Annotated in this window: 13 protein-coding genes; 4 read left to right on the top strand and 9 right to left on the bottom strand. The window is 29.9% G+C overall.

Annotated elements, in window-relative coordinates; genetic code table 11:
• Positions 1-320: 320 nt before the first annotated feature.
• Positions 321-1,295 (bottom strand): FAD:protein FMN transferase, encoded by a 975-nt coding sequence (locus tag MKD41_RS10395; protein WP_240242228.1) that lies wholly within the window; start codon positions 1,293-1,295, stop codon positions 321-323.
• A 143-nt stretch (positions 1,296-1,438) separates the two neighbouring features.
• Here MKD41_RS10395 and MKD41_RS10390 point away from each other — a divergent pair, with 143 nt between their 5' ends.
• Positions 1,439-2,278 carry an OmpA/MotB family protein gene (locus MKD41_RS10390; protein WP_240242227.1) on the top strand — a complete coding sequence of 280 codons (840 nt, stop codon included), beginning with the start codon at positions 1,439-1,441 and terminating at the stop codon, positions 2,276-2,278.
• A gap of 117 nt (positions 2,279-2,395) precedes the next feature.
• Here the strand turns inward: MKD41_RS10390 and MKD41_RS10385 are convergent, their stop codons facing one another.
• The 7 genes from MKD41_RS10385 to MKD41_RS10355 all read right to left on the bottom strand — a co-directional run bounded on the left by MKD41_RS10385 (position 2,396) and on the right by MKD41_RS10355 (position 9,009).
• A complete protein-coding gene (locus tag MKD41_RS10385; RefSeq protein WP_240242226.1) occupies positions 2,396-2,773 on the bottom strand; it encodes a Na(+)-translocating NADH-quinone reductase subunit F in 378 nt (125 codons plus the stop codon).
• A 150-nt stretch (positions 2,774-2,923) separates the two neighbouring features.
• Positions 2,924-4,234 (bottom strand): NADH:ubiquinone reductase (Na(+)-transporting) subunit F, encoded by a 1,311-nt coding sequence (gene nqrF, locus MKD41_RS10380; protein ID WP_240242225.1) that lies wholly within the window; start codon positions 4,232-4,234, stop codon positions 2,924-2,926.
• A gap of 4 nt (positions 4,235-4,238) precedes the next feature.
• On the bottom strand, positions 4,239-4,976 hold the full coding sequence (gene nqrE / locus MKD41_RS10375) for an NADH:ubiquinone reductase (Na(+)-transporting) subunit E (protein WP_240242224.1): 738 nt from the start codon (positions 4,974-4,976) through the stop codon (positions 4,239-4,241).
• A gap of 79 nt (positions 4,977-5,055) precedes the next feature.
• The gene (locus tag MKD41_RS10370; RefSeq protein ID WP_240242223.1) at positions 5,056-5,703 is read right to left on the bottom strand and encodes an NADH:ubiquinone reductase (Na(+)-transporting) subunit D; all 648 of its coding nucleotides are present in this window, start codon (positions 5,701-5,703) and stop codon (positions 5,056-5,058) included.
• 3 nt (positions 5,704-5,706) lie between these two features.
• Positions 5,707-6,453: a Na(+)-translocating NADH-quinone reductase subunit C gene (locus MKD41_RS10365; RefSeq protein ID WP_240242222.1), complete on the bottom strand. Its 747-nt coding sequence runs from the start codon at positions 6,451-6,453 to the stop codon at positions 5,707-5,709.
• Positions 6,454-6,455: 2 nt separating this feature from the next.
• Positions 6,456-7,655, bottom strand: a complete 1,200-nt coding sequence (locus MKD41_RS10360; RefSeq protein ID WP_240242221.1) for an NADH:ubiquinone reductase (Na(+)-transporting) subunit B — start codon at positions 7,653-7,655, stop codon at positions 6,456-6,458.
• A gap of 4 nt (positions 7,656-7,659) precedes the next feature.
• Positions 7,660-9,009 (bottom strand): Na(+)-translocating NADH-quinone reductase subunit A, encoded by a 1,350-nt coding sequence (locus MKD41_RS10355; protein WP_240242220.1) that lies wholly within the window; start codon positions 9,007-9,009, stop codon positions 7,660-7,662.
• A gap of 189 nt (positions 9,010-9,198) precedes the next feature.
• Between MKD41_RS10355 and MKD41_RS10350 the strand changes: the two genes are divergently transcribed.
• The 3 genes from MKD41_RS10350 to apaG all read left to right on the top strand — a co-directional run bounded on the left by MKD41_RS10350 (position 9,199) and on the right by apaG (position 11,836).
• On the top strand, positions 9,199-10,443 hold the full coding sequence (locus MKD41_RS10350; RefSeq protein WP_240242219.1) for a type IX secretion system plug protein domain-containing protein: 1,245 nt from the start codon (positions 9,199-9,201) through the stop codon (positions 10,441-10,443).
• A 194-nt stretch (positions 10,444-10,637) separates the two neighbouring features.
• Complete coding sequence (locus MKD41_RS10345) at positions 10,638-11,324, top strand: hypothetical protein (protein ID WP_240242218.1); 687 nt, start codon at positions 10,638-10,640, stop codon at positions 11,322-11,324.
• Between the two features lie 125 nt (positions 11,325-11,449).
• Positions 11,450-11,836, top strand: coding sequence for a Co2+/Mg2+ efflux protein ApaG (gene apaG, locus MKD41_RS10340; protein ID WP_240242217.1), 387 nt, complete (start codon positions 11,450-11,452; stop codon positions 11,834-11,836).
• Here apaG and MKD41_RS10335 read toward each other — a convergent pair.
• Positions 11,833-12,534 (bottom strand): NRDE family protein, encoded by a 702-nt coding sequence (locus MKD41_RS10335; RefSeq protein WP_240242216.1) that lies wholly within the window; start codon positions 12,532-12,534, stop codon positions 11,833-11,835. The two genes, apaG and MKD41_RS10335, sit on opposite strands and share 4 nt — an antisense overlap.
• Positions 12,535-12,545 lie beyond the last annotated feature (11 nt).

The raw sequence follows: 12,545 nt of genomic DNA, 5'->3' as shown, positions 1-12,545 counted from the left end.
TTTTCTAATGTTATAAAATTATAATGAGAATATTAAATATTGTAAAAAATAATAACATAAATTTTACAACCAAGTAAGTGGACAATTTGTTAAATTATTATTAACCCGATGTGCATTTTGATTATTTACTCGTGTATTAGCGTCAGTTCGAGTGATTTTTGATAATAAATCGTATCGAGAACCATTATAGTTCTATAAAAATACCATTTTCAATACTAATTTTAAGCCTAAAAAGGCTAAAATTCACTCGAATTGACGCATTTTTGTCAAAATGCACAACAGGTATTATTGTAATTTAAATAGGTTATACTATGGCTATTTTATTTCTCAAAATTAGGGGAGGTATATGTTTTAATTTCATGATTTTCATTTGCATAAATTAAAAAGGCTTTTAGGTTGGTGTGCTTTTCTAAAAATGCTTTTGATTTTTCTAAACCCATAGCCATTAAAGCAGTTGCATAGCCATCAACATCTGCACAATCAGTTTTAGCAATTACAGATGCACTTAATAAATTACTTTCGTTAGCATAACCTGTTTTTGCATTAATAGTGTGTACATATTTTTTACCATTTTCGGCTATTCTATATTTTCTATAATTACCCGAAGTTGCCATAGCTTCATTTTTTAATTGAATTACTTTAGCAAAGGATCTAGTGCCATCTTCATTTGGATTTTCTATTGCAATTTTCCAAAATTCGTTATGTTGATTTTTACCTCTAACTCTAATTTCACCTCCAATTTCTACCATATAATTTTTAATATTGACGGCTTCAAATTCTCTTGCAACCATATCAACCAAATATCCTTTACCAATAGCGTTAAAATCAAAATAAATTTCAGGATATAACTTTTTTACCTTTTTGTTAATAAGAGCTACTTTATTAAATCCAACATAGTTTAAGAGCGAATCTATTTTAAGTGAATCTAGGTTGTTTATTTTTTTTTCTGGTCCAAAACCCCAAGCATTTACCAAAATACCTACTGTTGGGTCAAAATCACCATTTGTTTCATTGTATATTTTTTCAGATTTTTTAAATACTTCTTCAAAAATAGCATCTACTACTATTGTAGTATCACCATGGTTTATTTTAGAAATATCTGAACTAGGAATATAAGTTGAAGTTGATTTATTTACAATGTTAATAATACTATCAATCTTTAATTCAAAATTTAAATTCTCTGGAGAAATATATTTTATAGAATATGCGGTTCCTATGGCATTTCCTTGTAATGACTTTATTTTTGTTTGTTCTTTTTTACAAGCTATAAATAGTGTAAAAATGACAAAAATCATATAATTTTTCATATAAAAGATACTAAAGTTTAGGTGTACAAATATAGTATTTAAAATTCTCTTAAATTCCTCTTAAAATATACTATATCATGGTGAATTATATTTTATTTTTTTTAACTTTGAGTTTTAAAACCGTGTAAATTATGAAAAAAAGTTTTGTATTGATATTAGTAATATCAGTAGTGTTAAGTTCGTGTGTGTCTAAGAAAAAATACACAGAATTAGAGGAAAATTTCAATTCAACAGACAAAGAATTAGTCGATACTAAGGCTGATTTGATGAAATGTAGAATTGAAAGTGAAAGTAAAGTGGCTTCGTTAGAACAACAAGTTCAAGATTTAAGAAGCGACAAAGAAAAAACATTAGAATATGTTGACAATTTAACAGTATTATCTAAGTCTGCGTCAGATAATATTAAAGAAACGTTAGCACAAATGGGTAAAAAAGATGAGTACATTCAACATGTGCAAAAAGCTATGACCCGTAAAGATTCAATTAATTTAGCTTTAGGTTTCCAATTAAAAAGTGTCTTAAAAGATGGATTTGCTGATGAAGACATTCAAGTAGATGTTGAAAAAACAGTAGTTTATATTTCAATAGCTGATAAATTATTATTTAAAAGTGGAAGTGCAACAATTTCTTCTGATGCAAAAAGAGTGTTAGGTAAAGTTGCTGACGTAATTTCTGCTCAAAAAGATTTAGAAGTTATGGTTGAAGGTTATACTGATAATAAACCAATTAGTACTGCAGGTATTAAAGATAACTGGGATTTAAGTGTTAAACGTGCTACTTCTGTTATTAGAGTGCTTCAAAACGACTTTAATATTGTACCTGAGCGTTTAATTGCAGCTGGTAGAAGTGAATACAAACCTTTAGCAACTAATGATACTGTAGAGGGGAGAGCTAGAAATAGAAGAACTCGTATTGTATTAATGCCACAATTAGAACAATTTTTTGATCTATTAGAGCAAAAAGTAAATTAAGAATAAGAGTAAAATAATTTATTAACATAAAAAAACACGCCATTGGCGTGTTTTTTTATGGTGTTTATTATAAGTTGCTTTAACTATAATTATTACAAATAAATTTACTTATTTGCGTTAATTTAAGGTAATATCTAAGTATTGTAACCCATTATATTGTAATAAGTATTCTGAGTTTAAATAAGGGGGTTTTGTGCCATCTTTTTTAGATCCTAAGCCAACACCAGCAAATAATATTTTAGCTTTGTTTTTTGAGGCATGTAGCTTAAATGTTTCCATCCAAATTACATCATAAGTTATTGGTGTATTAGTAATCTGAGCTGCTTTAACAATTACAAAAAAACGTTGGTTATTTTTATCAATACAAACAAACTGTGGGTTTCTTTTTAATTGGCTATTTACAGCTAGAAATTCGAAGCCTCGTTTTTCTAAATCTTTTCCAACAATATTCATTGCTAAATTATGTTGTTCTTGTTTTGTAAGTGGTCTGTTCATTTTATAATTAATCTCTTTTTACTAAAGTAAATCTAACTAGTTTTATATCTAATAAAAAATCCGATACTAATGTACCGGATTTTTTAAGTTTATATTTAATTTATTTGAAAATGCCTTCCTGCCTGAACAGGAATGATAAAAACTTAGAGTCTATCCTCCAAAGTCATCAAATCTTATATTTTCATCGGCTAAACCAAAGTCTTCACCCATTTTTTGAACTGCTTTGTTCATTAATGGAGGTCCACAGAAGTATAATTCTAAATCTTCTGGAGCTTCGTGTTTAGATAAATATTCATCTATAACTGCTTGATGTACGAATCCGGTAAATCCATCTCCATTTGGATCGTCTGTATCTTTTTTATTTACCCAATTATCTTCAGGTGCAGGTTCAGACAATACTAAATAGAATTTAAAGTTAGGGAATTCTTTTTCTAACTCATAGAAGTGTTCTAAGTAAAATAACTCACGTTTAGAACGTCCACCGTACCAATATGTAACTTTTCTATTTGTTTTTAATGTTTTAAATAAGTGGTATAAGTGAGAACGCATTGGAGCCATACCAGCACCACCACCAACATATAACATTTCAGCATCAGATTCATTGATAAAGAACTCACCATAAGGTCCAGAAATAGTTACTTTATCACCTTTTTTACGAGAGAAAATGTATGATGATGCAATACCTGGGTTTACATCCATCCATGCATTTTTAGCTCTATCCCAAGGCGGTGTAGCAATACGTACATTTAACATAATTTCTCTTCCTTCAGCAGGGTAAGAAGCCATAGAATAAGCACGTTCTACTAATTCTGTATTTTTCATTTTTAAACCCCATAAACCGAATTTATCCCATTCAACTTGAAATTTGTCTGGAGTTTCGTGTTCTTCTGGGTGAGCAGTAATATCTATATCTTTAAAGTCTACTTCACATTCTGGAATCTCAATTTGGATATATCCACCTGCTTTGTAATCCATATCTTCTGGAATTTCAACAACAAATTCTTTAATAAATGATGCTACGTTGTAATTTCTAACAACGGTAGCTTCCCATTTTTTAATTCCAAATACTTCTTCAGGAATAGTAATATCCATGTCTTGTTTAACTTTTACTTGACAAGCTAAACGAGCTCCTTCTTTTAATTCTTTACGTGTAAAGTGAGGAGTTTCAGTAGGCAATGCTTCACCACCACCTGAAAGCACGTGGCATTCACATTGAAGACAAGTTCCACCACCACCGCAAGCTGATGGTAAAAATATTTTTGAATTTCCTAAAGTTGTTAATAAAGAACTTCCAGAAGCTACTTCAACTTCTTTTTCACCATTAATTTTTATTTTAACAGGTCCAGAAGGTGATAATTTTTGTTTTACATACAGTAATAATGCAACTAATAATAGTGTTATTACTAAGAAAGCTACTACAGTTGCTACAATTGTACCTATGGTATTTATTGCTAAGATCATCATATTACTCTTTAATTTCTGTTTCGTTTTTAGCTAATTTAGTAGCTTCTTCTTTTGTAATTTCTAGGGTATTGTTTTGTTCTGGAGTTACTATAGCGGTTTCTTCTGTAGTTTCCTCAGCATCACCACCTGTTAACATTCCACCAAAACTCATAAATCCAATTGCCATTAGACCTGTTATTATAAATGTAATTCCTAAGCCTCTAAGAGGAGCAGGTACATTTGAGTATCTAATTTTTTCACGGATAGCTGCAATAGCTAAAATTGCTAAAAACCATCCTATTCCTGAACTTATTCCATAATTAAAAGCTAATCCTATAGTTTGAATTTCACGAGACTGCATAAATAATGAACCTCCTAAAATTGCACAGTTTACTGCAATTAATGGTAAAAATATACCTAATGAATTGTACAATGATGGAGAGAATTTCTCAACAATTATTTCTACTAATTGTACCATTGTTGCAATTGTAGCAATAAATAGTATAAAAGATAAGAAACTTAAATCGTAAGAAGCATACTCAGGGCCTAACCAAGCTAATGCACCATCTTGTAAAATATATTTATCTAACAACCAGTTTAAAGGAACTGTAATTGCCATTACAAATATAACGGCTGCTCCTAATCCTACTGCTGTTGAAACTTTTTTAGATACTGCTAGGTATGAACACATTCCAAGGAATGTTGCGAATACCATATTATCAACAAATATTGACTTAAAAATTAATTCTATGTGTTCCATATATTTTTAGTTTTTAGTTTTCAGTTTCAGAAATCAGTTAGCATTTTACTGCAAACTGTTGTCTTACTTTAAACTAATTTTAATTTTCTTCAATTAATGATTCATTTCTTGAGCGTTGTACCCAAATAATAATTCCAACAGTAATAAGTGCCATTGGAGCTAACAACATAAAACCGTTGTTTTCGTAACCATAAGCATATACTCCTGTTTTTTCAATAGAATCTCCTAAAACTTTAAAACCTAATAAAGTTCCAGATCCTAAAAGCTCTCTAAAAAAACCTACTATAACTAATATTATTCCATATCCTAAAGAGTTTCCGATTCCGTCTAATAAAGATCTCCAAGGTCCGTTTGCTAAAGCAAAAGCTTCAAAACGCCCCATAATAATACAGTTTGTAATAATTAACCCTACAAAAACAGATAATGTTTTACTTAATTCGTAAGCAAAAGCTTTTAAAACTAAATCTACTATAATTACTAAAGTTGCAACTACAATTAGCTGTACAATAATTCTAATTTTTGAAGGAATTATATTTCGCATTAACGAAATTACTACGTTTCCTAGTCCTAATACAAACATAACGGCTATAGCCATTACGATTGAAGCTTTTAATTCTGCAGTAATTGCTAAAGCAGAACATATACCTAAAACTTGAATAGTAATAGGGTTGTTATCAGCTAATGGATCGGTTATTAATTTTGCGTCTTTTTTTGATAAAAGTCCCATAAATTATTGCTTTAATGTTTTTAAATAAGGTAGATACATTTTCAAGTCTTTTTTTAACATTGCTGAAAGACCGTCACCTGTAATAGTTGCTCCTGCAATTGCATCTACTTCAAAATCTGTTTTGTTTAAGTTTTTTGGATCTGCATTACCTTTAGCGGCAGTTATACCCATAAATGTATCACCATCTAAAATATGCTCACCAATAAAATCATCCATAAAGAAGCGTTCTTTAATGTTAGAACCTAATCCAGGAGTTTCACCAGCATGGTCAAAAAATACACCTTGTACCACTAGTTCTTTATCTAAAGCAACATAACCCCAAATAGCATCCCATAAACCTTTACCTCTAACAGGTACAATGTAAAATTGTTCTCCTTCCTTGTTTCCAATAAATAGAGGTAATTTTCTTTGGTAGCTTTTGTCTTTTGCTAAAGCTTCTTCTTTTTTAATATCAATTAAATAAGCATTGTCATTTTCGGTAGCATTAACACCTTCTATTACTAATTGTTTAGTAATGTATTTGTTAAATTCTTCTCCAACTATATTTTTAGCCACAAACTCAACGCTACTTTCGTCGTTATTGTTAATGCCCATTGCATATAATATGTTTTGTTGCTTTTCAATTCTTTTGTTTTCAGCTATTTTATCACTTAATGACGATGCTAAAAACGCTAATAATGTTCCTACAACAAGAACCATTCCTGTTGCGAACAAAACTGTATATACGTTACTATCAGTATTTTTTGCCATTGTTATGCTGTTTTTGCTTTTAAACGTTTCAATCTTCTTTTTACATTTCCTTGAACAACGTAATGATCAATAGTTGGCGCAAATACATTCATTAATAAAATGGCTAACATTACACCTTCTGGATAAGCAGGATTAAATACTCGAATCATAATTGAAATAAAACCAATTAAGAAACCATAAATCCATTTACCTTTATTTGTTTGTGAAGCAGTTACAGGATCGGTTGCCATAAATACAACACCAAATGCAAATCCACCAATTAATAAATGATGCCAGAACTCGGTACTCATTAAGGTATAGAATTTGCTGCTTTCTGTAATTAATTCTGCATTAGTAACACCGTTAAATATTAAGCCCATAACCAATGCTCCAATTACTGCAGATAGCATTATTCTCCAACTTGCAATTTTGGTAAATATTAGAAATAAACCTGCCAATAAAATTAATAGGGTAGATGTTTCACCAACCGAACCAGGTATAAAACCGAAGAACATATCTGAAATTGAATAGGCAGCTTGGTGCCCTTGGGCTAAACCTCCTAATATTGTTTCTCCAGAAATGGCATCTAAATTGGCACCTCCAATAATATCGTTAGCTCTTTCTGTTGCACCGTGTACCCAAACTTTATCTCCACTCATCCAAGTTGGATATGCAAAGAATAAAAATGCACGAATTGTTAAAGCAGGGTTTAGAATATTCATTCCAGTACCTCCAAAAACTTCTTTACCAATTACTACACCAAAAATAACTGCTACTGCTAGCATCCATAAAGGAATATCTACAGGAACAATTAAAGGAACAAGCATTCCAGTTACTAAGTAACCTTCTTCAACTTCGTGGCCTTTAATAATTGCGAAAATAAATTCAACTCCTAAACCAACAACGTATGATACAATTACTAAAGGAAGAATTTTGGTTAAACCAACTAAAAATGCATCCCAAGATAAGAAATCAACAGCCTCACCAAAAGCAAGGTAATGTTGGTATCCGGTATTAAACATTCCAAAAATTAAACAAGGAATCATAGCTAATACTACCATGTTCATTGTTCTTTTTAAATCGTCTGCAGCTCTTACGTGCCCACCTGAATGTGTTGTTTCATTAGGTGTATATAAAAATGTGTGAAAAGCGGAAAAGGCTGGAAGCCATTTTTTATCCTTGTTCTTTTCTCTGAAATTATGTAATTTTTCTTTTACTCCCATAACCTTATCCTATTTCTTTTAACATTAAGTCTAAGCCTTTTCTAATAATTTCTTGATGTGGTTGTTTAGAAATACAAACAAACTCGGTTAAAGCAAAATCTTCAGGAGCAACTTCGTACATTCCTAAAGCTTCCATTTCATCAAGATCTTTATACATACAAGCTTTTAAAATTTGCATTGGGAAAATATCTAAAGGAAATACTTTTTCGTATTGACCTGTAACAACAAACGCTCGGTGTTCTCCATTTGTATTTGTGTTTAAGTCGTATTTCTTTTTAGGATTTAACCAAGAAAAAGTTAAGGACCTTGTGGCTGATATTTTATTGAAAACTGGTTTGTTCCAACCAAATAATTCATAATCGTTACCTTCAGGAATTACAGTAATTATATTATCGTAATAGCCTAAACATCCTTTTAAGGTTATAGCTTTACCAGTTAGTACATTTCCACTAATAATTCTAGTGTTATCGCCTGCCAATTTATTACCAACAATAGAAGCAGTTGTAGCTCCAATAATTGTTTTATAATATTTTGGTGCTTTAACAGAAGAACCAGCCAATGCAATAATTCGTTCAGCATTAAATTTTCCGGTAAGTAATAATTCACCAATAATTACTAAATCTTGCGGAGAAATTGTCCAAACAGTTTCACCTTTATTAACAGGGTCAATTTTTGCAATTTGAGTACCAACATTTCCAGAAGGATGTGGTCCTGAAACTTTATGCAAAGTACAATTGTTTAAACCTGCTAAAGGCGAATTGGAATTTTTTCCAACCGAAACATGTACAGTTCCTGGCGTTAATTTACTTAAAGCTGTAATTGCAGCCTGTAACTCTTTTTCTTTACCTGCCAAAACGTAATCGTAATCAGCGGCTAAAGGAGCACTTGCATAGCCAGAAACAAAAATAGCTTTAGGTGTATTTGCAGGATTTGCAATTACATCATAAGGTCTTTGTTTAATAAATGGCCAACAACCAGCAGCTAATAAATGACTTTTAATCTCCTCAGCTTTCATAGCTTTTGGATCTTTTATGCCAAAATCTGCAAATTCTTGTACATTACTAGCATTAATTTTAATTGCTAATATTTTTCTTTTTTCACCACGAATTATATCAACCAACTCACCACTTACTGGTGATGGAAATTTCATATCTTCATTAGCTTTATTGTAAAAAACGGCTTCACCGGCTTTTACTTTAGCGCCAATTTTAATAGATAATTTAGGAATGATACTGTGGAAATCTTCAGGTTTTAGTGTGTAGACACTACATGGGTCAGCTTTTTCGGTAACCTTTTCGGCAATACCTTTTAGCTTAATATCCAAACCTTTTTTAATTTGAATGTCCTGTGACATATTTTGAGTTTATTTAGATAGTCCTTTAAAAACGGTGCAAAAATATGAATTTATAATTTTATTATACAGTTTTTAATAAATTTTTTAACTTTTGTAAATAAGTTTTCAATCCGAAATCGTTTTATTTGTATTTACAATTTTATATTTGGTTTAATTTTTGATGTTAAACACTGTTAAAACCATTATATTTTGAAGTTATTTTACACTTGTTTTATTACATTTTTAATTTTTCAGTTAAATTATGCTCAACAGAAAATTAAAGATGCCGAACATATAAAAACAATTATTTTACAGCCAACTTTAGCTAATAATTATGCGCCAATTATTAGATTAGGAGAATCTATTCAGTTGATTTTTGATGATTTAAATGCCGACGAACACGATTATACCTATAAAATTGAACATTGCGATTATAATTGGAATTCTTCAAATTTAGCAGATTCTGAGTTTATAGATGGTTATGCAGAAGATAGAATTAGAGGCTACGAAAATTCTTTTAACACCTTGCAGCCTTATACAAACTATTCCTTAACGCTGCCTAATGATAATACAAGAATAAAAATTTCTGGAAATTATAAAATCTATGTTTTAAATGATTATGATGAAGTGGTTTTTGAACGCAGATTTGTAGTGTACGAATCTAAAGTAACGGTTGGAGTAACAATTTATAAAAGTAGAGATATTTCAACCATAAATTCTCACCAATCTGTAGAATTTATAATAAATCATCCTAGTTTAAGAATTAACAATCCAAAAGAAGAAATTTTGCCAGTTGTAATTCAAAATAATAATTGGCAAACGGCTATTGAAGGTTTAAAACCACAATTTTATAGAGGTACACAATTATTATATAAATACAATAAAGAAACTAGCTTTTTAGCGGGTAATGAGTTTTTGTATTTCGATTCAAAATCTATTAGAAATTCTACGTTAAATATTGCAAAAGTGGAGCAGGGTAGAGATTTATACCATACTTACTTATATACAAACGAAGAAAGAATAGATAAACCGTATACGTTGTTTGAAGATATTAATGGAAATTTTGTTGTTAGAACCTTAACTGGAGATGATAGTAATACGGATGCAGATTATAGCTGGGTGCATTTTTCATTAAGTTGTTTAGAAAATTTAGATGGTAAAGATATTTATGTTAGTGGTAATTTTAATAATTGGCAGTTAAATGAAACTAATAAACTTACATACAATGCTGAAAATGGGCTTTATGAAGCCTCTATATTATTTAAACAAGGTTTTTATAATTATCAGTTTGTTACTAAAACTGCCGATGGTATTATAAATAATAGCGATATTGATGGCTCTTTTTTTCAAACGGAAAACGATTATACCGTTTTAGTGTACTATAATAAATTTGGAAGTAGATATACCAAAGTAATTGGTGTTGGTTATGGAAATTCTGAAAAAATGAATAATTAACAAAAATATAATATTCAGCCAATCGTTGATTTTATTGTGAATAAAATGTTAAGTATTGGAAATTGATGAAAAATATTTAATAAAATACGTTTTATTTAGTTTAATCTTAATAGTTTTGTGCTTTAATTTTAGCTGAATAATACTAAACTAGTTAAATATTAATTGTTAAGTTTTTAAAAAAATAAATTCATTTTATGAGAAAATTAAGTCTATTGTGTTCTTTAATAATTGTTATTCTTTTTAGTAGTTGTGTTAAAAAAACTGAAAAAAAACAGGCAGAAGTTCTAAAAGAAGAAATTAAAAAAGAATTAAAATTTACAAATGACCAATTTTATGATACTGAAGGAAATTTTTTAGAAGAAAAGGCAAAAGACGCTTTAATTGAAATGCTAGAATACCATGATTATCCTATTTTTGAAGGTTTAAGAGAAAAAATTTGGCTTACAGATTATAATAAAGGCAATTATGCCGAATTAGGGTTGGCTTCGGTTATGTATGTAAATAATGAAGAAGATCAATATATGCTGATGGATATATTTTTATTGCCAGGCCAAATGCTAGGAGAACACATGCATTTTGCAGCAGACGGCAATCCTGCAAAAATGGAAGGTTGGCTTGTAAGGCACGGTAAAAGTTATATAGTAGGAGTTGGAGAAAATAATAGAGATCAATTTCCTCAAGTTGTAGTGCCAAAATCGCATTGGGATGGTAAAGTAACTACAAATCATATTATTGAAGCAAACGAAGGTGATTTTGCAAAATTAGAAAAAGTAGAGTCGCCACATTGGCAAATAGCTGGACCAGAAGGTGCGGTTATTACAGAAGTAGGAAATGTACATACTAATGCTGGTGTGCTTAGATCTGATCCTAAAATGAATTAAATTCTAATTTTTTGTTTAAATAGAGTGTGTGATAACTACTTTATTTAGACAATTTTAACAATTAACAAGTTTTAAATAATTTCAGAAATTTTGTATCTTTGAAGAAACTCAACAAGTAAGTTGTTATGGTGCAACAAGTAACAAATGGCATTAAAATTTCAGTAAAATCTAATTTTGAAGGTACAAACTATCGAAATTATAGGTTGTATTATGCGTTTAGTTATCAAGTCACTATAGAAAATCAAAGTAATGAAACGGTGCAGTTATTGGCACGTCACTGGAAAATATTTGATTCGTTAAACAATACCGAAATTGTTGAAGGATCTGGTGTTATTGGTAAAAAACCAATTATAAAACCTGCTGAATCTCATACATATACTTCAAATTGTTTTTTAACTTCACCAATTGGTGCTATGAAAGGTTATTATAATATGGTAAACTTTACCACTTCAAAAATGTTTAAAGTTTATATACCAACATTTCAATTAATGGTTTCTAATATTCATAACTAAATACTTGTTTTGTGTATTAAATTACGAATTATATCTTTATATAGCATCTCAATTTTTTGATCTTCTTTTTTTATTGAAGTAATACTAACAGTTTCAACTTTTGGACGTTTCATTAAAATAGATTGTTCTTTATCTCCAATTTCAGAATGATGAAAATTTAAAATGGTTGAAGTTGTAAAGTTGTTTTCAGAAACCCATGTTTTAAACCAATGTTGTCTTGTTTCTTTTGAGGTTTCAGAATATAAAGTGGCAGAAGACCATATTTTAGGTTCGTTTTTTAAACTATTAAAATGTTTTGTGTTTTCATCCCAAACAAGTTCTAGTAAATTTAGGTTGTTATTATTCCAATCAACTATAACCATAGTAAACGGCTCAATTCCATCTAAATCTAAGTTTTTAATATACGCATTACAATTAGAGGCTTTTAAAATATCTTTAGCAATAATTCCTCTACTTTTTTTATAGCTTTCTTTTCTGTTATGTTTTTTAAAAGCACCGTTTAAAACACAAACCAATCTGTTATTAGAGCTTGTACCAATCCAAGTGCCACCAGCTAATTTATCCTTTGGGAAAACCAATTTCACACCATCTTCTTGATATTTTTTAGGAGGAAATGTAGCTCTAAGTGGCGTTTCATCGCGATTGGAAGTTAAAATAAAGCCATTATTTTTTAATGGTAGAAAAGTAACGGTACACATACTATCAAAAT

The organism is Lutibacter sp. A64 (genome assembly GCF_022429565.1).
Taxonomy (GTDB): domain Bacteria; phylum Bacteroidota; class Bacteroidia; order Flavobacteriales; family Flavobacteriaceae; genus Lutibacter.
Note: the sequence above shows the minus strand (reverse complement) of the source record. Positions and strands in the feature narration are given on the sequence as shown.

Excerpts from the sequence above, each read along its gene's own strand:
- MKD41_RS10370 (WP_240242223.1), bottom strand. The coding sequence starts at position 5,703 with ATGGGACTTTTATCAAAAAAAGACGCAAAATTAATAACCGATCCATTA.
- MKD41_RS10395 (WP_240242228.1), bottom strand. The coding sequence starts at position 1,295 with ATGATTTTTGTCATTTTTACACTATTTATAGCTTGTAAAAAAGAACAA.
- apaG (WP_240242217.1), top strand. The coding sequence starts at position 11,450 with ATGGTGCAACAAGTAACAAATGGCATTAAAATTTCAGTAAAATCTAAT.
- MKD41_RS10355 (WP_240242220.1), bottom strand. The coding sequence starts at position 9,009 with ATGTCACAGGACATTCAAATTAAAAAAGGTTTGGATATTAAGCTAAAA.
- MKD41_RS10385 (WP_240242226.1), bottom strand. The coding sequence starts at position 2,773 with ATGAACAGACCACTTACAAAACAAGAACAACATAATTTAGCAATGAAT.
- MKD41_RS10335 (WP_240242216.1), bottom strand. The coding sequence starts at position 12,534 with ATGTGTACCGTTACTTTTCTACCATTAAAAAATAATGGCTTTATTTTA.
- MKD41_RS10365 (WP_240242222.1), bottom strand. The coding sequence starts at position 6,453 with ATGGCAAAAAATACTGATAGTAACGTATATACAGTTTTGTTCGCAACA.
- MKD41_RS10345 (WP_240242218.1), top strand. The coding sequence starts at position 10,638 with ATGAGAAAATTAAGTCTATTGTGTTCTTTAATAATTGTTATTCTTTTT.
- MKD41_RS10360 (WP_240242221.1), bottom strand. The coding sequence starts at position 7,655 with ATGGGAGTAAAAGAAAAATTACATAATTTCAGAGAAAAGAACAAGGAT.
- MKD41_RS10390 (WP_240242227.1), top strand. The coding sequence starts at position 1,439 with ATGAAAAAAAGTTTTGTATTGATATTAGTAATATCAGTAGTGTTAAGT.
- nqrF (WP_240242225.1), bottom strand. The coding sequence starts at position 4,234 with ATGATCTTAGCAATAAATACCATAGGTACAATTGTAGCAACTGTAGTA.
- nqrE (WP_240242224.1), bottom strand. The coding sequence starts at position 4,976 with ATGGAACACATAGAATTAATTTTTAAGTCAATATTTGTTGATAATATG.